The organism is Sphingobium sp. WTD-1 (assembly GCF_030128825.1).
In the GTDB taxonomy this organism is placed as follows: Bacteria; Pseudomonadota; Alphaproteobacteria; order Sphingomonadales; family Sphingomonadaceae; genus Sphingobium.
In genome coordinates, this window is the sequence record NZ_CP119130.1 from 1 (window position 1) to 21,244 (window position 21,244).

Genomic DNA, 21,244 nt, shown 5'->3' on the forward strand with positions numbered 1-21,244 from the left:
TGCCTTCTCCAGCTCGACGTAGGTGATTACGGCTACGGCCATCATAGGGGTGGCGTGCCGTTGTTTCCCGCCCGGCATCAGGCGCCCGCGCCGCCTCCGCCTATCGCCACGCAGGACTAAGGTCGGCTAAAGTTCACTGATGCCCCATCGTCCTGACCTATTGATCTACGCACTTTCGCTCGGAAGCGCAGCGCCCGTGGCGGCTCAGCAGGTGGTGCCCGCCAAACCACGAACCGCCGCGGGTGCGTCGAAGTTCGTCCAGGACATGCTGACCCGCGGCACAGCCGTCGCAAAGCCTTGGCCGGGTTTCGTGCGGAACAGCAGGATCACGAGCGTAGGAGTGAAAGGTGGTTGCCTCGTTACGCTCACGCTCGCCGACAAAAGCGCCCTCAGCGTGAAACTAGATCAGGTGGTTGCGATCCGACCGCTTTACTCGGCCAACGCGCCCCAGGCGTCGGTGGAGATCAAAGGGGGCGCGCAGCCCTACGAGGGTCTCGATATATTCGTCGGGGACAACGACGCGGTGCGCCGCGTCGGTGATGCCCTGGAGTTCATGCGCCAGTCCTGTGATCCATCGGCGAAGACTGGTTTCTAAACCGGCCAGCGGCGTCTCACCGACTTTTGCGAGGGCGGCTTGATCCGCACCCGACCAAGTTGGCCAACACCGTTATAATCTCATTCTAACCGTTGCGCGCACCGTCGTCGGCGCGCCGGGCATGATGTTGTTGTCGTTGTAGGCGGACGAGAAATAATCGCTGTTAAGCAGATTCTCGACGTTGATTTGCGCCTCGATCTGGGGGGTGAGCTTGAAGAATGCGGCGGCATCGACGCGGGTGAAGGCGGGCAGGATGGCGGTGTTGCTGATGGACGTGAAGCTTTTCGACTGGTGGTAGACACCGGCGCCGGCCCCCAAGCGTGGGGTGAGGTCGTAACGCGTCCAGAGCGAAGCCTGTTGTTTTGGAACCAGCGGAACCTCGCGCCCGGCCGGGGCGGCACTCGTCGTTTTGCGAATTGTCGCGTCCTGCAGCGCATAGCCCGCGCTGATCTGCCACTGGGGTGTGATCGCGCCGCTAAGGCCGAGTTCGAGCCCTTTGCTGCGCTGCGCGCCCGTGAGCACCGTCCGTGCGGGGTCATTGGGGTCGGCCGCGCGGGTGTTGGTGCGGTCAAGCTGGTAGATGGCGGCGGTCAGGTTCAGCGTCGGGCGGATATCCCATTTGAGGCCAAGCTCGTAATTGTCGAACCTCTCCGGCTCCAGCGCGGCGCTGGTGACATCGAGCGATGAGAATTGATCCCCCGACTGCAGCGAAATGATGGAGGCCCGCGACGAGCGCCGTCTTCTGCGCTTCCAGAAGCAGATGGCCGGATACAAGCTGCTCATCATCGACGAACTGGGCTTTGTGCCGCTCTCCAAGACCGGCGCCGAACTGTTGTTCGAGCTGATCTCCCAGCGTTACGAACGCGGCTCCACCTTCATCACCAGCAACCTGCCCTTCGACGAATGGACCGAAACCTTCGGATCTGAGCGTCTCACAGGCGCGCTCCTCGATCGCCTGACCCATCACGTCAGCATCCTCGAGATGAACGGCGAAAGCTATCGCCTCGCGCACAGCCGGGCCCGCAAGGCCAAAACCAGACCCTGAAAATTACACCAATGCCGGGGGGAGTGGCCCTCGGGCTACGCCCTCACGCCACTCCCCCCGGCATGTAACACGATGGCCTGGTTTTACGCCGCCGAATGGCCGACTTTTGCTCCGCCGTTGACAATCGAGGCACGGCTGCAGAATCGCGACAAGGGCAACATCAACTGGACGGTCGGCGGTGCCTGGTTCAAGGACAAGATCAGCCTGTTCAGCACGCTGGACGGCGCCGACACCTTCCGTACCGTGTTCGAAGCGAACTATCTGCAGCGGCGCGAAAGCCTCGCGGCCTTCGCAGACGTCGATTTCAAGGTCGCGCCGCGCCTTCGTGCCGATCTGGGCGTGCGCATCAGCAACGAAAAGAACCGCTTCAGCGGCTACACGCATGATCTCAACCCCTATGGCGTGTCGATCGGATCGCTGGTGTTCGCCCTGCCCGCCGAATTCGACAACAAGCTCAGTGAGACGAGCCCTTCGGGTCGCGCCACGGTCACGTATGAACTGAGCGAGGATGCACGGGTCTATGGCTCGGTCGGACGCGGCTTCCGTGCCGGCGGTTTCGACGGCAGCACGATCTGGTCGACCCCCGAAGCCGATGCATTCAAGTCGGAAAGCGTATGGGCCTATGAAGGCGGGGTGAAGTTCATGCCTGCGCGCGGCCCTGTGCAGTTCGAAGTTGCGGGCTTCTATTATGATTTCTCGAACATTCAGGCCGGTTCCTTCCGCACCTATGATGGCGCCACCACCAGCGTACGCACCAATGTGGGCAAGGCGCGCAGCTATGGCGGCGAGGCCAGCTTCACGATCCGCCCGGTGCGCCCGATGACCATCAATTTCGGCGTCGCGCTGCTCGACACGAAGGTCACCGCGATCGAGGCGATCACCGCTGCCGAAAAGGCGCGCCTGGGCAACGACTTGCCGTTCGCGCCGAACATGACGCTGAACGGCTCGATCCGCTACGAGTTCGCGCTGAACGATCGCATGACGCTGACGCCTCAGGTCGATGCCCGCTACGTCGATGCCTATTATGGCGATCTCGACAATACGGCGCCGGTCGGGGACTTCGCGCTCGTCAATGCGCGCATCGATCTCAAGATCGACCAGCGCTGGACCGTGGCCGGCTTCGTGCGCAACATCGCCGATGTCGATTACACGACCGGCGGATCGGCGACGCAGGCATTCAGCGGCACGCCGCGCACCTGGGGCGTTTCGCTCGGGGCGCGTTTCTGATGGCGCTGACGCGGCGCGGCGTTCTTGCGGGATCGGCGGCGGGCGGGCTTTTGCTCGCCGCCGGTCCCGCCGGGGCAAAAACGAACATGGTCTTCGCGCATGGCGTGGCGAGCGGCGATCCGCATGCCGACAGCGTCCTGCTGTGGACCCGCGTGACCGATCCTGCCCATGGGCCGGTCAGCGGCACATGGGAAATGGCCGAGGATGAACTGTTCACGCGCATCGCTGCGCGCGGATCGTTCAGCACATCGGCGGCGCGGGACCATACGGTCAAGGTGATCGCCTCCGGCCTGAAGGCGGGCCGCGAATATTTCTACCGCTTCCGTGCCATGGACACGGTATCGGCGATCGGGCGGGCAAAAACCCTGCCAACGGGACGCATCGATCGTCTCGATATCGTGCTCGCCTGCTGCGCCATGTATATGTTCGGCGAATTTCACGCCTACCGGGCCATTGCCGATCGGGAAGCGGTGGACCTCATCCTCTTCGTGGGCGACTATATTTACGAATATGGCGCCAACTCGATGCCCGCACTCATGGATGTTCGGGCGATCGAGCCAACGCACGACACGGTCACGCTCGCCGACTATCGCGCACGCTATGCACAGTGGCGTCGTGATCCGGCCCTGCGCGACGCCCATGCCCGCGCGTCGTGGATTTGCATGTGGGACGACCATGAAATCGCGAACGACGACTGGATGCATGGTGCCCAGCATCACGATCCGGCGGCCAACGGCGACTGGGAGGAGCGCAAGGCTGCGGCGGTTCATGCCTATCTGGAATGGATGCCGATCCGCGATCCTGTCACTTCCGATCCCTATGGCATCACCCGCAGCTTCGCGTTCGGCGATCTCGCGACGCTGGCCCTGCCCGAAACCCGGCTCAAGGCCCGCCAGCAGCAATTGTCGCTGGCCAAGGATCTCGACTGGCATGTTGTCGACCGGCGCGGCAGTGGGGAGCGGGTGATATCCGACCCGGCGGAACTCAAGACACTCGACCTCAAGGCCCTGCCGCAAGGCGTCACGCGCGAACCCGATGTCGCAGCCTTCCGCGAGAAACTTGCCGATCCCGCGCGCGAAATGATCGGCGCGGAACAATGCGCATGGCTGGCGGACGAACTGAAGGCCCATAAGGATGCTCGCCGCCCGTGGTTCCTGTTCGGCAGCGCGACCATCCTGTCCAGCTACGTCTATCCCGATCTGACGAAGTTTCCCGATGGCAAGGTAGCGCTGGCGCCGATGTACGCCCTGACGCGCTATGGCCTGCCGCTTCTCAATGTCGATTCCTGGGACGGCTATGCCGGCGAGCGGGACAAGCTGTACGACCAGTTCGAGAAAAGCGGCGCGAACCTGCTCGTGCTGTCGGGCGACAGTCACATGGCCTGGATCAACGAACCCCATCGCGGGGACCGCCGGATTGGTCTCGAGCTTTCCGCCTCCACGCTGACCGGTCCTTCGATCGGGGAACTGCTCCTGCCGTCGGGGCCGGTCGGCGACGCCTTTGTCCACGACAATCGCGATATACGCTGGTGCGACACCAATGCCGTTGGTTTCGTAACGGTATCGCTGACACGCGACCGGGTGGAGGCCGACTTCGTCCGCGTCCTAACGCCGCGCCAGGCGATCGGAAAGCTCGACATCGCGCGCCATGCCAGCGCACGGATCGCCGAAGATGGGTTGAGCGGCTGGGAGATCAGCTGACCGAACGGCACTGCGTCGGAGCGATCCGGCGCAGTGCCAGCAGGCCGATGAGGCCAGCCAGGCATGAGGGCAGCGCGTAGATCGCCCGCAAGGTGGTTTCGCCTAGCCCATGCGCGGCACCCGGCAGGAAGCCGATAAAGGCGAGCGCCGTGAGCGCCCCGAAAACGCCCAGCGCGGCGGCGAGCTTGTTCGCGACATTGAACGGCGCATAGTGCGTGGCAGCAAAGCCATTGCCGCCCGATCGCACCAGATCCGACACCATCGCCCGCAGCAGCTATATAGTCCGCACCCCATGCGAAACTGCGGATGAGCAGATGGGCCAGCAGCAGCGCCCCGGTCCACCCGTGAATCCCCAGTGCCTCCTCTATGAAGAAGAGCGTCACCGCCCCTTCTGCCGCGTCGGCGGCGCCGAGCGCCCGCATAGAGCAACAGGATGAGCACCAGTTCCCGGCGCAGCAGTATCGGGACCAAGGAGTCTCGATTGCCTTGGTACATCCACATCGACGAGGAAAAGACCGCGAGGTCGCTGGCGCTCAAAGGCGCTTTTCTTGCTCCTTTCATGAACGGCTTGTCGCTGACATGGAACGACCGCCTTGCAGGATCTGATGATGATTGAGTTACAAATTACGACGCGGACTTTTTTGTACGAGAGATTCTATCCGTAAAACTGACTCACGGCATAGCAACCGGGCACAACAACTATCGGCTCGGGAGAAAATAGTCTCTGAGCCCAACCCACTATCGTCATTTGCTGCACAATGCCCGATGCTCGCCTGCGAACTTTCCCCTTACCGAAAAGCTTGGGCTACTTACTGAGCGCAGACGGACCAATACACAGCCACGCCTGATATCTCTCGCCGAAATTCGGACCTACACCGCACCTTGACCGCCATCATAAGCGTCAGGACGCAATGCAACATGTCCGCCGCCCAAATGTCATCAAATCGACCCGAAACGGACCGGAAATCGCAACTCGCTCCATTTAACGCGATGCTGCAAGTGCGAAATTGCGCGCTGCTTTGGGGATATTGGGTCATGAATATTTTGCACACGCGTTCGCGCGCCTGCCTGCTAGGTTTCGTGGACAAAGGGTATCCATTGCAGGGCTGAGACGAGATTGACGAAGCCGAGGTAGGACTCTTTGGTTTTGTCGTATCGAGTTGCGATACGCCGCCAGTTCTTGAGTTTGTTGAAGAGGCGTTCGACAAGATTGCGCCAACGGTATTTTTCGCGATCGTGTGGGATTGGATCGCGCCGATTGCTTTTGGCGGGAATGACAGCCTCAACGTCAGCATTGGCCAATTCCTCGCGGATGGCATCTGCATCGTAGCCCTTGTCCGCCAACAATGCCTCGATCTTATGAGCAATCAAACGGAACAGCGGGCCAAAGCCTTGGATATCGTGGCTCTGGCCCGGCGTCAGGACAAAGCCGAGCGGTCGGCCTTTGGCATCGCAGCGGGCGTGGAGCTTTGTGCTGAATCCGCCTCGCGATCGGCCAAGCGCCTCGGTTTCCTGAGTCCCTTTTTTATGCCGACGGCACAATGATGTGCTCGGACCACGGTGCTGTCGATCATGTCCGCAGTGGCATCACGAGCCACCATTTCGCCCAGTGTCTCGAGCATCGCCTCGAACACCCCGGTCGTAACCCAGCGCCGGTAGCGGCGGAAAACGCTGTTCCACTTGCCATATTCATCCGGCAAGTGGCGCCATTGCGAACCTGTGCGGGCGATCCACATCATGCCTTCGAAATACAGCCGGTTGTCCTGTGCTGGACGACAGCCACGACCACGCTCAGATGGCAGTAATGTGCCGATGATCCCCCACTCGTCCTCCGTCAGCCCAATACGCTCGCCCAACGCCACCTCCAAAAGGCAGCCTTGAATCAACGCCCGATCCTGCTGTCAACCTTTGTCCACGAAACCTAGGCAGTGCCGGCCTGCTCGCTCTGGTAGTAAGCGCGCCCGCTTTTTCGCAGACGCCCACGCCCGCAGCAGACCAAGCGGCGCAGGTCGATGGCGAGGCAACGTCCATCGTCGTGACCGGTGTTAAGGCTACACGCTCTGCGACCGCCATTACCACAACCGAAATCCAGAAGATCCTGCCGGGCGTTGCGCCGTTCAAGGCGATCCAGACCCTGCCGGGTGTCATGTATGTGACTGCCGATCCGTGGGGCAACAACGAGCAGAACGCCTCGCTCTTCATCCATGGCTTCAGCGCTCAGCAGTTGGGCCATACCCTGGACGGCGTGCCGCTGGGCGATCAGAGCTACGGCAATTTCAACGGCCTCTCTCCGCAGCGCGCTATCATCTCCGAAAATGTCGGCAGCGTCGTTGTCGCCACCGGCACCGCGGAACTGGGCATCGCGTCGACCAGCAACCTGGGCGGCGGGATCGAGAATTTCTCCAGCGATCCGCGCCAGCAGATGGGCGCACAGTTGAACCACACTTTCGGCAGCTACGGGACGGCCCGCACATTCGTTCGCCTCGACAGCGGCGAGTTTGGCGACGGCAATAGCGGCTATGTCTCGGTCCTGCGCCATCGTGCGCGCGCCTGGGATTTCCGCGGCAAGCAGAAGGGCTGGGCCGCCAACGCCAAATTCGTCCATGACGACAGCAATGGCAAGCTGACCGCCTATTTCAGCTATTCCGACAAGCAGGAACCCAATGAGGACGCGACCACCGTCTTCAAGAACCCTACCAATGCGGCGCAGGCCTATCAGCCCTATACCCGCCCCTTCTTCTACCCCGATTTCGCCGGCGCGGTCGCTTATCTGAACGCCAGCGGCAATGTGCCGGCCGCCGAGGCGCAGAATTATCGCAACTATTACAGCGCCGCGATCCGGACCGATTATCTGGGCTACATCAAATATCAGGCCCATCTGTCCGACCAAGTCGACTGGTCGAACCAGGTATATTATCATAATAATGACGGCGCGGGCATCGTCGCCGGACCGATCACGGTCGCGGGCCTGCCCAACCTGTTCTCGCTCTATTTCCCCGGCCAGAATCTGAAGACGGCCACCGGCAATTCGGGCTATGCGATCCGTACCACCGAATATCGCATCGATCGCGGCGGCATCCTGTCCTCGATCGACGCGACGTTGGGCAACCATCAGATTCAGCTTGGTGCGTGGTACGAATATAACAGCTCGGCCGCCTATCGGAACTGGTATGCGCTCAATGTGACCCGGCCGCAGGACTACAACCCCTATTCGCTGCCGCCGCATGATCCGCTGTTCACCCAATATGCCAGCGAGATGCGCACCAATGTTCTGCAACTTCATGTGCAGGACAGCTGGCAGGTCACGCCCAGCCTGCTGGTCCAGGGCGGTTTCAAGTCCAGCCTGCAATTTGCCAGCGGCACCTTCCCGGTCCAGCCGATCATCGGATCGCTGCCTGGTTCGGCAAGCGCCCTGCCCGAAGGCGAGATCAACACCAAGCGCTGGTTCCTGCCCGCGATCGGCGCGAAGTGGGACTTCACCGACAGCGAGCAGGTCTATGTCAACGTGCAGAAGAACCTGCGCCACTTCCAGCCTTATGGCGGCGGCGGCGTCACGCCGTGGAGCAGCGGCAGCCAGGCGGCATTCGACAATCTGAAGTTCAATGGCCGCCCCGAAACCTCCTGGGTCTATGAAATCGGCCTACGCAGCCGCCGGACCATCGACAGTTCGTTCCTGACCGGGATCGAAGCGCAGGTGAACTATTATCATGTCGATTTCAGCGATCGCCTGCTTGGCATCACGCCTCCCGGCGCGATCGGCGGCATCGGCGGCAGTGGCATCAGCGGCGGCACACCCGCCGTGTTCAACGTCGGCGGCGTGAAGACGGACGGTATCGACGCGGCGCTGACGCTGCGCTTCGGGCAGGTCTTCTCGCTCTACAACGCCGTGTCCTACAACCGCTCCATCTACGACAGCGACTATAGCACTATCACTGGCGCCGCGACTGGCACGCGGATCGGCGGCATCGCGACCGTGGGCGGCGTCGTGCCCACCGGCGGCAAGCTGATCCCTGTCAGCCCGAAGTGGATGAACAAGACGGTTGCGACGCTGACGCTCGGCGATTTCGATGCCCAGATGATCGGCGACTATGTCGGCCGCCGTGTCACCACCTTCACCAACGATGCATCGGTCAAGTCGGTGTTCCAGGCCAGCGCCCGGATCGCTTATCGCCTGCCCGCCAGCATGGTCGGCCTGCAAAAGGCGGAGATCAGCCTGAACGTCACCAACCTGTTCGACACGACGGGTGCATCGACGGTGCAGGCGAGTGCGAACACCAACAATTACAATGTCTACCCAATCCCGCCGCGCCAGTGGTTCGCCACATTGTCGGTGAACTACTGATGCAGGACAGGTCGGTATCCCGCCGTTCGCTGCTTCAGGCGGGTGCCGGCCTGACCGCCGCATTTGCGACGGATGTGGGGGCAGCGATCGCCGCCCCTGCCCGTCGCAAGGGTCCGCCGCTGCTCATCGCCCATCGCGGCGCATCGGCGCTGCGCCCAGAACATACGCTTGCCGCCTATGCCAAGGCGATCCAAGACGGGGCCGACTATGTCGAGCCTGACCTGGTCGCTACGAAGGACGGCGTGCTGGTCGCGCGGCACGAGAATAATATCGCGGAAACCAGCGACGTTGCCGCCCGGGCCGATTTTGCCGCGCGCAAGACGGTCAAAACGATCGACGGCGAGCGACAGGAAGGTTGGTTCACGGAGGATTTCACCTTCGCGGAACTCAAGACGTTACGCGCGAAAGAGCGGCTGGGCGCCATACGGCCCGAAAGCCAATCCTATGACGGCGCATTCCAGATCGTGTCGATGGAGGAAATCGCCGATTTCGTGGCGGCCGAATCCGCCGCGCGCGGCCGGACCATCGGCCTGATCCCGGAGATCAAGCATTCCACCTATTTCGCAGGCATCGGCCTGCAACAGGAGCAGCGGCTGATCGATATCATCGGCAAGAGCGCCTATCTGCAACGCGCGCCGTTCGCCATCCAGTCGTTCGAGGTCGCTAATCTACGCGCGTTGCGCGGCAGGATCGGCGCCTATCCCAACATCCAGCTGGCCCAGTTGATCGGCGACCCGGCCCAGATGCCGGCCGATGTGCAGGCGGCGGGCAACAAGCGCTTCTATCGCGATATGCTGACGCCCGCAGGTCTTTCCGAAATCGCCAGCTATGCAGATTATCTTGCGCCCCATGTCCGGATGATCATTCCTGTGGACGAGGATCAGCGCCTGACAAAACCCACGGGGCTCGTCGATGCCGCACATGCGGCGGGCCTTCTCGTCAGCATCTGGACCTTCCGCCCGGAAAATCAGTTCCTGGCCGCCGATTTTCGCAGCGACAAAGGCGTTTCCGCGCGCAACGAAGAAGGCAGCATTGCAGAGATGCAGCGCTATCTTGCAACGGGTGTCGATGCGATCTTCACAGACGATCCGGCTTTGGGACGGCGTGCGATTTCCTAGGATAGAGAGAATAAAAACTGCCTATTCCAAATTCACCTCTACCGGTCATTTGATCGCCATCTGGACTGGCCAGCCACAGCAAGTCCACTTCTCTTGACCATCTGCAAGCCCGATCGCAGTTTCGGATCTTCGCGCCGCTTGTGGTCGAATTGCAGCCGTTGGTTGCGCCACCCGAGCCGGCGCGCGCAGTTGCTCCCAACGTCGATCGGCTTTCCAGTCACGTCAGGCCTGATTGGGAAAGCCTGATCCTAGTGCATCTGGAACCCGGCCCGCGCCCGTGCAATTCGTCAGCAGGGCACCGCCCATATATGCTTCGGCGTGAACCGCGTCCGCATGGTGCCATCCTCTGCTATCGTCGGGGAATCGTGATCTTTCGACCTGGATCAGGCCGCACTCGATATGCTCATACGTGCCCAGCCCCTGCCGGCAATTCCCGCCGAGAGCCTGATGTCGTCGAGCTGACGATCCTCGTCGCTTTCAGCCTGCGGTGATCCATGCCATCTGAAGCTGCCACGGTGATGGATAGGCGTCGGCAATGAAGCCGCCTCGTCACCTAGCGCTACCTCCGGCCCGTTTGGCTGCCGATATCGACCGATCTCTTCTACCCGTCAGGACAAATGCGCCATAATGACAAGGCGCCACCTGCCAAGGCATTGGCAGATGGCGCCTCACCGGGCGACCCGAAGGCTGGAGGCCCCGCATAAGCGGAGCCACCTTCGGCCGGTTTTTAGAAGCTCATGCGAACGCCCATCGCATAGGTGGCGGGCGCACCGACCATACGCGACGCGCCGTTCATTTCGGGATAATAGACTTCGTCCGTGATGTTTCGGCCCATGGCATAGATCGACCAGCCATGCGGCGATTCCAGCTCGATCCGGGCATTGAGCAGCGTGTAAGCCGGCGAGGTGTTGCCGACGACCGCGTTCAGGCGGTTCGATTCCTTGCCATGATGGAAGATGTTGGCGCGGCTCTTTAGCACCCAGCCATCACCGAATCTGTAGCTGTGGACGAGGCCGACCCGACCGGTCCATTTCGGCGCACCGGGCAGCGGATCGCCGACAGTCGCGGTCACATCGGCGATGCGGTTGGAATTAAACTCGGTGATCTTCGAATAGAGATAGGTGCCCGATGCGTCGAAATCGAGTTTGTGCCCGCCGCTGTTCAGCAGGTTGACGTCCAGTGCGGCTTCGAAGCCGCGGGTCTTGGCCTTACCGACATTAGTGCGGCCGTTGGTGTCATTGTCGAGGCGCGTCGTCGCCTGAAGATTGTCGAAATCATTGGCGAAGGCGTCAAGCGACAGACGGATCGGCCCTTTATAATAACGCACGCCCGCTTCATAAGCCCAGACCGTCTCGGACTGGAACGGCTCCGTCTCGGCCAGCGTCATGATCGACGTGCCATCAAAGCCGCCCGAACGATAGCCGCGCGCGACCGACGCGAAGACATTCAAATCGTCGGTGATGAACCACTGCGCGGCAGCACGGCCGGACAGGTCGTCATCCTTGAACTGCTTGTCCCACTGAAAATTGGGCGTCGTCGCGAAAAATGTGGCGTAATTGGATATGCCCCAAGGGTTATCGTCGATGTTGCGGCCCTGCGAATCCACATCGTCCTTGGTATAGCGCAGGCCCAGCGTCAGCTTGATCTTGGGCAACAACTCATAATCAGCCTGACCGAACAGCGCGGCGCTACGGCGGCGCTGATTATGGACATTATGATATATGGTCCGCGCGGCCCAGCTGGTCCATTGGCTCTGATAGTCGATCTTGTCGCTCATGTAGAAGCCGCCGATCAACCAGTTGAAACGCCCCTGCTGCTCGTTGCGCAGGCGCATTTCGAGCGATGCCTGGCTCAGATCTTCATCGAACAGATATTCATATTGGGGATAGGGCGTGCCATCGCCATTGCCGCCGATATTGCGCTGGCTCGACTGCCAGCCGGCGACCATGTCGAAGCGGGTGGCATCGTTCAGCAGGTGCGAAAATTGTGCGGACGCGCCTTTGATGTCGATCCGTTGCTGAAAATAGGCCCGCGAATAGAAGCTGTAGGGGTCTTTATCTTCGCCGGCATTGAGAACACTGCTGTCCTCCGCTGCGCTGATGCGGTCATATTGACGGGCATCGCCACGGTCGCGACTGGCAAAGGCCTTCAGCGTCAGACTGGTATCTGGACCGAAATCGATATCCACCGTACCGCGCGCGGCGAACAGATCCTTGTCGCCAAAGCCCTTGCGTGCGCCCGGATCGTTGATCGCAGGCACCTGTCTCTGGACCACGCCGCCGACGCTCAGTTGCGCGCCCGCCAGATCGCCCGCGCCCTTCCCGTTCATGAAGCCGCCGCCCTGATCGGTCATCACTGCCAGTCGCACGCGCATATTGTCGCTGACCGGACCGCCGATCGCCGCTTCCGCGCGCAGGCTGTCATAGCTGCCATAACGCACATCGGCATAGCCGTCGAACGTGTCGCGGCCGCCGCGCGTGATCGCGTTGACGACGCCGGCCGTGGTGTTGCGGCCATAGAGAGTGCCCTGCGGCCCACGCAGCACCTCGATCCGCTCCAGATCGAACAGAGGCATGCCGAGATAGGCGTTGGAGCTTTGATAGACGCCGTCCACATGAAGGGCGACCGACGGGCTGCCATTGGGCTTGTAGTCGTCGGCGCCGCCGATCCCGCGGATGGTCAGCAGGCCATAGCTTTCGCCGCCCGTGCTGTAGTTGATCGACAGGCCCGGTACTTCATCGACCAGACTGGCGAAATCGGTAATCTTGCGTTCTGCCGCTTCCACGCCCGAAACGACGGTGATCGCCTGCGGTACTTTCGACAGGTCTTCGACCCGCTTTTGCGCGGTGACGATGATGTCACCGCCACCCGCAACGCCCGCCCCCGCTTCGGCAGCCGACAATTCGGTCGGCGCCTTGGCGACGGCGAGCGAGATCATCGCCGCGCCCTCGTAGGAAATGGCCACGCCTCGTCCGGCGATCAGGCGGCGCAGCGCCTCGGCACGGGAAAAGCGCCCCTTGAGCGCGATCGAGCGGCGACCGGCGATGGCGTCATAGGGGAAGACCATCTGCACGCCGGCCTGCCGACCGAACTCGTTCAGCGACGTCGCCATATTCTGCGCCGGGATGTTGAAGGCGATAGCGCGATCGCTCGCGGCACTGGCGGGCGCCGCGGCGAGGATCAAGGGTAGTGCGACGACATGAAAACTCATTATTGCCCTCCGATGGAAGCGTCTCTCGGAGGATGGGATGGGTGGGCGCGGCACGACCTCTATCGCAGCTGCAAAAAATTATCAGCCGGCCGTGAGGGTAATGGCTCCATTTTCGCTGCGCTGCGATCGGATGCCGAACGACGCATGCAATGCGGTCAGCAGATCATTGGGGTTGGTGGTCGTAAAACGCCCCCCCAGCCGAATGCGCGACAGCGCCGGATCGGCGATGACGATCCTGGGGTCGAGATAGCGATTAAATTCGGCCACGACGAAGTCGAGGCTCTCGCCTTCGAACACCAGTTGACCATCTTTCCAGCTGCGCGCCCGGTCCAGCGTTACCGGGTCGGCCGGTCCGATAGCCACGTTCTGGCCGATCACGCGCGCCATCGCCCCTGCTGTAAGCCCATCGCCCCGTACGCTATCGGCCATGCCATTCAGCACGAGAAAGTCGAAGGATTCAGGTTGCTGTCGCGCATTGAAGCTGCCGGTGCCGAGTGTGAATCGTGCGCTTCCTGCCTCCAATGTCAGCTTGCCGCGCAGCGAAGCCGGAACCGTAAGGCCGATCTCGCCACGCTCCAACCAGATGCGGCTTTCCCCCTTGTCGATCCGCCAACTGATCCGCGTGCCTGTATTAAGTTCGATCCGGGTGCCATCGTCCAGCACCAGCGCGCGCCGTTCACCTATCGCCGTTTTGGCATGTTCGCGCGCAGTGGCGCGTACCGCCAGCAGCGCGCCGGCGACCGACGCACCACCGGCCAAGACGCCGGCACGCAACATCCCACGGCGGTTGATGGCGGTGGGCGCCGGTTCGGCCGGACGGTCCTCGACCGCGCGTAGACGCTCCACCTGCTCGAAGGCATGAGCCACCTGGGCAAAGGCGATGGCATGGCGGGGATCGGCCGCACGCCATTGTTCGAAAGCCTGCGGCGTGACCGAGCCTGCATCGAGCGCCGCCAGCCAGCCGGCGGCTTCCTCCATCATTTTCTCTGGTGTCGGTGGCGTTGCCATAAGCGCGAAAACGGGGCCCTTTCTTCCTGCGGTGGCGCTTCCTGCATCGCATAGGCAAGAATGGCCAGCCCTTTGGCAAGATGCTTCTCTACAGTAGAGACCGACAAACCCATCCGCACCGCTATATCGCCCGGCAATAATCCTTCGATCCGCCGCATCTTCACCACCGCGCGCGCCTGTGGCGGCAATTGCTCCATCAGCGCGATCAGCCGTGCCAGCTCCATATTGCCCGATAGCACTGCAAATTGATCCGGCGCGCTATCGGCAATTTCCATCGCTTCCATATCGGCCAGATGCTCGAACCGCACGACGGTGGCGCGACGATGACGTTCATGCGCCAGATTGCGGATGATGGTGAGGACGAAGCTGCGGGGATTGACGATCTCGCGATGATGCGACGCATTGATCGCGCGGGCATAGGCCTCCTGCACCAGATCCTCGGCCTCGGCCGTGGGGACCAGCCGAGCCGCCTGCCGCCGGAAAGCGACCCGGTGCGGCAATATCTCATCAATGAACCAGCGGTCTACATCCCTCAACCAGGTCACGGCGGCTTCCCCCTTCAGATGAGCGGGGCGGTTAGTCAGTCGGCATGACAATATCGGGACAATATCCACATTCGTCGGGGGTCGCTGTCGCATTACTGTCAAACGCCGCCGATAGGGCCGCCCGATGCAAGCCTCTCCCTGGCATCGCCGCGCCGTGCTGGGCGCCATGGTCGCGCTTGGCGCCACGCCGCTCCGGGTGCTCGCCGCACCCTTCACTGCGCAGGCCGACCCCTTTGCGCTCGGCGTCGCCAGCGGCGATCCATCCCGCGACGGCTTCGTTTTGTGGACGCGCCTCGTCGGCCCCGACGCCCACCCTCTTCGGGCCGGATCGATCCCGGTCCGTTACGAGGTCGCCGAGGATGAAGGATTTCGCAACATCGTCCGGACCGGCGCATTGAACGCGCATCCCGAGGCGGCGCACAGCATCCATCTCGAACTGACCGGACTACGACCGGGGCGCCCCTATCATTATCGCTTCCATGCGCTTGGCGCGACCAGCCCGGTCGGGCGTACCGCAACCGTGCCGGACCGCACCAACCGGTTGCGGCTGGCGCTCACATCCTGCCAGCATTGGGAATTGGGATGGTTCGGCGCCTATCGCGACATGCTGGCGGGCGATCCCGACCTGATCGTGCAGGTCGGCGACTATATTTACGAAACATCCTATCCCGACCAGCCCAAGGTCCGCGATTTCGGCGCGCCCGAACCACGCGATCTGGATGGGTACCGCGCCCGCTACGCCCTCTATCGCACCGATCCGGATTTGCAGGAAGCGCACCGGCGCGTGCCCTGGCTCGTCACATGGGACGATCATGAGGTGCTGAACGATTATGCCGCGCTCGCCAATCGAGAGGGGCTACCTCCCGAAATTTTCGCGGCGCGGCGAGCGGCGGCCTATCAGGCCTATTTCGAACATATGCCGATCCGCCCCAGCCTGTGGCGCTCCATGGCCAGCCCGCGCCTCTATCGTGGGGTGGACTGGGGCGAACTGGCATCGCTTTCCATGCTCGACACGCGCCAATTCCGGTCCAACCCGCCATGCGCGGCGCCGTCGGTAGCCCGCAACGTCCGGCTCGATCATTGCGCCGAACGGTTGGCGCCCGATCGGACCATGCTGGGACAGGCGCAGGAGGCATGGCTGGCTCAGCGCCTTTCCCAAGAGCGGCGCCCTTGGACTTTATTGGCGCAGGGCGTGTTTTTTGCGCCGCTGGCGCTCGATGGCGGGGGTGACGCTGTCTATAGCGACCAGTGGGACGGCTATGTCGCAGGCCGCTCACGGCTGCTGGATCAGCTCGCCCGCCCCAATGTCCGCAATCCCCTAATTCTAAGCGGCGACGTCCACAGTTTTTGGCTGAATGATCTGCATCGGGCGGATGGCACCCCGCCAGTGGCGACCGAAATCGTCACCTCCGCCCTTGCTGCCCAATCGCCGCCAGCCGGCCGCTTCGGCGAGGTTCGCGCAAATAACCCCCACATCCGCTTTCATGACCTGAACCATAGCGGCTACGTCCGCATCGAGATCGAACCGACGCGACTAGTGGCACAATTTCGTGCACTGAATCTGAAATCGGCCCGGGCAAAGCCCAAGATCCTGCAACAGGTGGAACAGGATATCAGGTAGGCGACAACTGCATTTAGCCCGGCTAAAAGACATGAGCGACCAGGCGTTAAACTGATCGCTCATCATGTCTTCTCTCAAGCCAGCATACGCAGCGATGGTTCGCGGTCATAGAAGCGGAGAGCCGCCGCCTTGACGAACGCTGCATCGACCCCCGTGACGCCCGCGTCGGGCACCACGCCGGCCTTGTCGAGCAAGGGCTGCGCTGTCTCATTCGCGCCAATCGCCTTGAGATGGCCAAAGGCGTTCATCACAAATTCGACCGCCGCGCCTTCGTTCAGCAGCGTCGCGCAGCCCTCCTGCGACACTATGATCGCCACGGCATCGAAAATCTGACTCGGCGATCCTGCCAGCTGACCATCGGCCTTCTGCTGCTTGCCGTTGGAGAGCTTTGCGCCACCGACTTTGGGCGCGACGATCACAGCCTTGCCCTTGGCTTTTTCTACTGCCGTGACGATTGCTGCCAGTTCGTCCGCATCGCTGCCGTCCGCGATCAGAATGCCGACTTTGCGCCCCTCAAGCGTCGCCAGCATATTCTTATGGATCGAAAGTGCGTCCGAAGGCGGCATGTCGATCGGCTCCTTGGCGGCGGGCGTCTTTTTCGGCAGATCGATCGCTAAGCCGTCCGCAACCCGGCTCGCCAGGTCTTCGTCCACATTGCGTAGATTGGCCACCATCCGGCCGGGCACCTGATCGAGCTGTGCCACCTTCGAGAGTTCGAACACGAAGGACGAGGCGATATGGGCTTGTTCACTGATCGTCTGTGAACGGTAGAATAAACGCGCCTGACTGTAATGATCGGCGAAGGTTTCCGCCCGCACGCGCAGCTTGTCGCCGCTCTCTTCAGGGCCAGTGGCGGCGTTTGCCGTTACAAAGCCGACGTCCGGGCTTTCGCGCGGTCCACCTTCCTCGCCATGCGCCGCCAGGCTGTTGGGTTCATAATTGGCACGGCCCTTGGGCACCATCGTCTGCATTTTTCCGTCCCGCTGGAAATTGCCGAACGGACAGCGCGGTGCGTTTACCGGGATCTGATGGAAGTTGGTGGTGCCGAGACGTGAATTTTGCGTATCCAGATAGGAGAAGAGCCGGCCCTGAAGCAGCGGATCATTCGAAAAATCGATGCCTGGCGGAACATTCGAGGGCAGGAATGCGACCTGCTCGGTTTCGGCGAAGAAATTGTCGACATTGCGGTTGAGCGTCAGTGTGCCGATCAGGCGCACGGGCACATCCTCTTCCGGGATGAGCTTGGTCGCGTCGAGCACGTCATAGGGTTGCGCCTCGGCAAACGCCTCGTCGAACAATTGGATACCCAGATCCCATTGCGGGAAATCGCCGGCGTCGATCGCCTCGAACAGGTCGCGGCGCTGATAGTCATTGTCCGCCGCCTGGAGCTTCAGCGCTTCGTCCCAAATGGTAGACTGAATCCCAAGTCGGGGCTTCCAGTGGAACTTGGCCCAGTCGGCCCGAAGCTGCGATTTTGGCCAGGTTGAAGAACGAACACTGAACGCTTGATTGATTCTACCAGGACCGTTGCTGACCACCGACCTCGTAGATATCGGCTTCCATGGAGCAATTGTAGCTCTCTGCGATGTTGAACATCTCGGAGAGGAGGCTTTGGATTTCCTCATCAAGGGAAATGCCATCCGGATCGGGGTCATAGGCGACGGTCAGTTTGTAATCACAATTGCCGTTTTTTACCATGGCGTAGTCGCGTTCCAGCATCGCCTCAATCCGCTCCCGAGCGGGTTTTCTACCTCTTCCACGCTTGTTGAAGTTCTCGATAATCAGATGCAGGGCGATGCTGGCAGTGGGCGGCTTTTCCGGCAGTTTGGTCTTTGACGGAATAATGTCGAGCGCCCGATAGACGGTCATTCGTGAGACCTTCAGGTCGCGGGCAACGCGGGCCTTGCTGGCGCCGGCGGCAAGGCGACGGCGGATTTCATCGTCATCGACGTTCTTCTTCCGGCCTTTGTAAACGCCTTCGGCGCGCGCCGCTTCGATCCCGGCGCGCTGACGATCCTTGATGAACTTCAGCTCCATATCGGCGACCATGCCGAGTATGGTGATGACCATTCGCCCCATGTCGCCCGCCGTCGTCACCTCTGGCTCAAGGATGCGCAGCGAAGCTCCCTTTTCATCAAGCTCATGCACCAGGTTCAGGACATCGCGCGTGGAGCGGCCGAGCCGGTCGAGCCGCAGCACGACCAGCTCGTCGCCGGTGTGCATAAACTGCATGATCGTTTCCAGTTCCGTGCGCCCGCTCCGCGAGGCCCCCGATCCGGTCTCGGAACGGATAATTTCGCAACCTGCATTCTTGAGGCGGCCAATCTGGATATCCAGATCCTGGTCCGTGGTGCTGACGCGGGCATATCCGATACGAGCCAAGTGCAAAATCCGTCACATTAGGGTGGCTCTTGCAGTGTATCGTCACATTGAGCGCAAACCCACCCTTTTGTGACAGACGAATGGTGTCACTCGGCCCTATCACTCTGGGGTGTACCCAAATGTTATAGGCCGATCAGCCGCCTCACGCTGCAAGCCGTCCAAAATCAATCCGGTCGTTCAGGTCGAGGTCGAAGCGGCCATAAAGGTAGCCGACTGGCTCAAATATATCGAAAATGGCGCGGCAAAATCGGGCACCGCCGATCCGATGGGCACCTATGACTTTACATGGATGTGGGAAGAACTGGGGCTTAGCGACCTCCGGCGGTAACGGCCATCATACGGTTCTTGAAATGTTCTCGCTTAGCGTTGTCTGGCGTACCTTCCACGCGATGCCCTCTCCCTCAGAAAAGACTCTATGCCTTCACGCCCAACGCGACGCCGGCCAATGTGCGAGCGCTGGTCGGAGGTAAGATCAATGAACCGCTCATCGAGCGCAACTGGCCCGACATCCTGCGCATCATGGCGACGATCGCAGCGGGGATCGTCGCCCCCAGCCAGATTCTTCGCAAGCTCGCCTCTTACCCGCGCCAGAATGAGCTGGCCCTCGCATTGCGAGAGGTGGGCCGCATCGAGCGAACCCTGTTCATGATCGACTGGATTCTTGATGCCGGCCTCCAGCGCCAGGCTCAGATCGGCCTCAACAAGGGTGAGGCCCACCACGCCCTAAAGCGCGCCATCAGCTTCCACCGCCGAGGTGAAATCCGGGATCGATCCGGCGAAGGCCAGCACTATCGCATCGCCGGAATGAACCTGCTCGCCGCCATCATCATATTCTGGAACACCATGAAGCTCGGCGAGGTCGTCAATACCCGGGCCGCCAGCGGTACCCATATCGCGCCTGATCTACTCGCCCACGTCTCGCCGTTGGGATGGGAACACATCAATCTAACCGGGGAATATCGCTGGCCCAAATCCTTAGCGTAGGATTCCGCCCCCTCCCGCAAACGCCCCCACACTGTCCTATTGCCGCCACGATTTTCGGCGAAGCAATCACGCTATGGTAGTTATTAGGCACGCGATCTTTCCTCGTGACACAGCTTCGGTGCTGGGCATCTGGCGTGAGTTCATCGCTAATTCGCCGGTCAATCTCGACTATCAGAATAATGACGCTGAGTTTGCAAACTTGCCTGGGAAGTATGCGGCGCCCAAAGGATGCGTGAGGTGGTCCCGCCTTCTTGGACAGTTTGGCGGCTGAGTTAAGCTAATCCCGGTTGTCGTTCATGCCGCCTGCTTGATCATCAGATCATGGGGGGCATGCCCCCCATGATCTGATTGCCCGATCCGCCCATAGGCCTCGAACGGGGTTCGCCCGGCCAGGCCCGAGTGCGGACGCTTGGTGTTGTAATAGGTGATCCACCGGCCAAGGCCAGCCTTCAACTCCGATCCGGTCTCGAAGGCATGGAGGTAGACGCACTCGTATTTCAGGGAGCGCCAGAGGCGCTCGATGAAGACGTTGTCCATCCAACGCCCCCGACCATCCATGCTGATGCGGACCTCGGCGTCGCGCAGCACGCTGGTGAAGGCGAAGCTGGTGAACTGGCTGCCCTGGTCAGTGTTGAAGATTTCCGGCTTGCCGAACCGGGTAAGCGCCTCCTCCAGCGCCGCAACACAGAACCCGGCGTCCATGGTGTTCGACAATCGCCAGGCCAAGACCCTCCGGCTTGCCCAGTCCATGATCGCCACCAGATAGAGGAACCCGCGGCGCATGGGGATATACGTCACGTCGGCGCACCATACATGGTTGGGTCGCTCGATCGCCAGCTTTCGAAGCAGATAGGGATAGACCCGGTGCTGCGGGTGCGGATCGCTGGTGCGTGGCCGCTGATAGATCGGCGACAGACCCATCTTCGCCATCAGGCGCCGTACCCGCCGCCGCCCGACCTCATGGCCAGCGCGCCGAAGGTGCCGCGCCATCTGGCGGCTGCCGTACCATGGGCACTCCATGAAGGTCTCGTCGATCACCGTCATCAGCGCCAGCGTCTCGTCCGTTTCCGGCACCGGGGCGTAGTAATAGGACGAGCGGCTGATCCGCAGCAGGCGGCATTGCGCCGAGATCGACAGGCGATGGTGAGCAGGTTCGACCATCGCCCGCCTCCGGTCCACGCTCATCGACCGAAGGCTTTCGCTAAAAAATCCCGCTCCACCACCAGTTGCCCGATCTTGGCGTGCAGCTTTTCCACCTCGCTCTCGCTGACGGCCTTGGCAGCATCACCAGCCCCCGAGAACGTGCTCGTCATCCCGTCAATGGCCTGGCGTTTCCACGATGCGATCATCGTATGGTGCACGCCGTGCTTGGCTGCCAACTCCGCCAGCGTCAGGTCGCCCCGGATCGCCTCTAGCGCTACCTTCGCCTTAAAATCCGCGCTGTAGCGCTTCCTCGTCGTCTTCAT

Annotated in this window: 14 protein-coding genes and 4 pseudogenes; 9 read left to right on the forward strand and 9 right to left on the reverse strand. The window is 61.6% G+C overall.

The annotated features are described in order from the left end of the window. Positions 1-139: 139 nt before the first annotated feature. Positions 140-595 carry a hypothetical protein gene (locus N6H05_RS27815; protein WP_037474351.1) on the forward strand — a complete coding sequence of 152 codons (456 nt, stop codon included), beginning with the start codon at positions 140-142 and terminating at the stop codon, positions 593-595. Between the two features lie 72 nt (positions 596-667). On the opposite strand, the gene N6H05_RS27820 is transcribed toward N6H05_RS27815, so the two are convergent. After that, positions 668-1,381 (reverse strand): TonB-dependent receptor, encoded by a 714-nt coding sequence (locus N6H05_RS27820; RefSeq protein ID WP_004212917.1) that lies wholly within the window; start codon positions 1,379-1,381, stop codon positions 668-670. On the opposite strand from N6H05_RS27820, the pseudogene istB reads away from it, so the two are divergent. From istB to N6H05_RS27835, 3 genes and pseudogenes are all read left to right on the forward strand, one after another. Next, a pseudogene (gene istB, locus N6H05_RS27825) lies at positions 1,302-1,640 on the forward strand (IS21-like element ISSsp5 family helper ATPase IstB); the annotation flags it as partial. The gene N6H05_RS27820 and the pseudogene istB overlap by 80 nt on opposite strands. Before the next feature lie 72 nt (positions 1,641-1,712). Beyond that, positions 1,713-2,867 carry a TonB-dependent receptor gene (locus N6H05_RS27830; protein WP_004212916.1) on the forward strand — a complete coding sequence of 385 codons (1,155 nt, stop codon included), beginning with the start codon at positions 1,713-1,715 and terminating at the stop codon, positions 2,865-2,867. Continuing rightward, a complete protein-coding gene (locus tag N6H05_RS27835) occupies positions 2,867-4,567 on the forward strand; it encodes an alkaline phosphatase D family protein (RefSeq protein ID WP_004212915.1) in 1,701 nt (566 codons plus the stop codon). Before N6H05_RS27830 ends, N6H05_RS27835 begins: the two co-directional genes overlap by 1 nt. Here N6H05_RS27835 and N6H05_RS27840 read toward each other — a convergent pair. Continuing rightward, positions 4,560-4,829 (reverse strand): hypothetical protein, encoded by a 270-nt coding sequence (locus N6H05_RS27840; protein ID WP_004212913.1) that lies wholly within the window; start codon positions 4,827-4,829, stop codon positions 4,560-4,562. The genes N6H05_RS27835 and N6H05_RS27840 overlap by 8 nt on opposite strands. 171 nt (positions 4,830-5,000) lie before the next feature. On the opposite strand from N6H05_RS27840, the gene N6H05_RS27845 reads away from it, so the two are divergent. Beyond that, positions 5,001-5,183: a hypothetical protein gene (locus N6H05_RS27845; RefSeq protein WP_143058613.1), complete on the forward strand. Its 183-nt coding sequence runs from the start codon at positions 5,001-5,003 to the stop codon at positions 5,181-5,183. A gap of 455 nt (positions 5,184-5,638) precedes the next feature. Here N6H05_RS27845 and N6H05_RS28365 read toward each other — a convergent pair. After that, a pseudogene (locus N6H05_RS28365) lies at positions 5,639-6,429 on the reverse strand (IS5 family transposase). Between the two features lie 74 nt (positions 6,430-6,503). Between N6H05_RS28365 and N6H05_RS27860 the strand changes: the two are divergent. Together N6H05_RS27860 and N6H05_RS27865 are read left to right on the forward strand one after the other, a co-directional pair. Beyond that, positions 6,504-8,909 (forward strand): TonB-dependent receptor, encoded by a 2,406-nt coding sequence (locus tag N6H05_RS27860; protein WP_502958988.1) that lies wholly within the window; start codon positions 6,504-6,506, stop codon positions 8,907-8,909. Beyond that, on the forward strand, positions 8,909-10,027 hold the full coding sequence (locus N6H05_RS27865) for a glycerophosphodiester phosphodiesterase (protein WP_004212909.1): 1,119 nt from the start codon (positions 8,909-8,911) through the stop codon (positions 10,025-10,027). The genes N6H05_RS27860 and N6H05_RS27865 overlap by 1 nt, the downstream gene beginning before the upstream one ends. A 727-nt stretch (positions 10,028-10,754) precedes the next feature. Here the strand turns inward: N6H05_RS27865 and N6H05_RS27870 are convergent. The 3 genes from N6H05_RS27870 to N6H05_RS27880 form a co-directional block, all read right to left on the reverse strand. Then, a complete protein-coding gene (locus tag N6H05_RS27870; protein WP_004212907.1) occupies positions 10,755-13,238 on the reverse strand; it encodes a TonB-dependent receptor in 2,484 nt (827 codons plus the stop codon). Between the two features lie 81 nt (positions 13,239-13,319). Next, positions 13,320-14,219 (reverse strand): FecR family protein, encoded by a 900-nt coding sequence (locus tag N6H05_RS27875; protein ID WP_051156939.1) that lies wholly within the window; start codon positions 14,217-14,219, stop codon positions 13,320-13,322. After that, entirely contained in the window at positions 14,216-14,791 is a 576-nt protein-coding gene (locus N6H05_RS27880; RefSeq protein ID WP_004212904.1) for an RNA polymerase sigma factor, read from the reverse strand. Before N6H05_RS27880 ends, N6H05_RS27875 begins: the two co-directional genes overlap by 4 nt. A 124-nt stretch (positions 14,792-14,915) precedes the next feature. On the opposite strand from N6H05_RS27880, the gene N6H05_RS27885 reads away from it, so the two are divergent. Then, positions 14,916-16,412, forward strand: coding sequence for an alkaline phosphatase D family protein (locus N6H05_RS27885; RefSeq protein WP_037472268.1), 1,497 nt, complete (start codon positions 14,916-14,918; stop codon positions 16,410-16,412). Positions 16,413-16,486: 74 nt separating this feature from the next. On the opposite strand, the pseudogene N6H05_RS27890 reads toward N6H05_RS27885, so the two are convergent. Next, positions 16,487-17,929 (reverse strand): annotated as a pseudogene (locus tag N6H05_RS27890) (catalase); the annotation flags it as partial. Then, positions 17,928-18,794, reverse strand: coding sequence for a recombinase family protein (locus N6H05_RS27895; RefSeq protein WP_004212898.1), 867 nt, complete (start codon positions 18,792-18,794; stop codon positions 17,928-17,930). The pseudogene N6H05_RS27890 and the gene N6H05_RS27895, both read right to left, overlap by 2 nt. Positions 18,795-19,115: 321 nt before the next feature. Between N6H05_RS27895 and N6H05_RS27900 the strand changes: the two are divergent. Beyond that, a pseudogene (locus N6H05_RS27900) lies at positions 19,116-19,778 on the forward strand (Tn3 family transposase); the annotation flags it as partial. 294 nt (positions 19,779-20,072) lie between these two features. On the opposite strand, the gene N6H05_RS27905 reads toward N6H05_RS27900, so the two are convergent. Further along, positions 20,073-21,244, reverse strand: a protein-coding gene (locus tag N6H05_RS27905; RefSeq protein WP_116462942.1) for an IS3 family transposase whose coding sequence is annotated in 2 segments (ribosomal slippage) — positions 20,073-20,980 and positions 20,980-21,244 — 1,173 coding nt in all. Because the reading frame shifts where the segments join, the coding sequence is not laid out codon by codon here.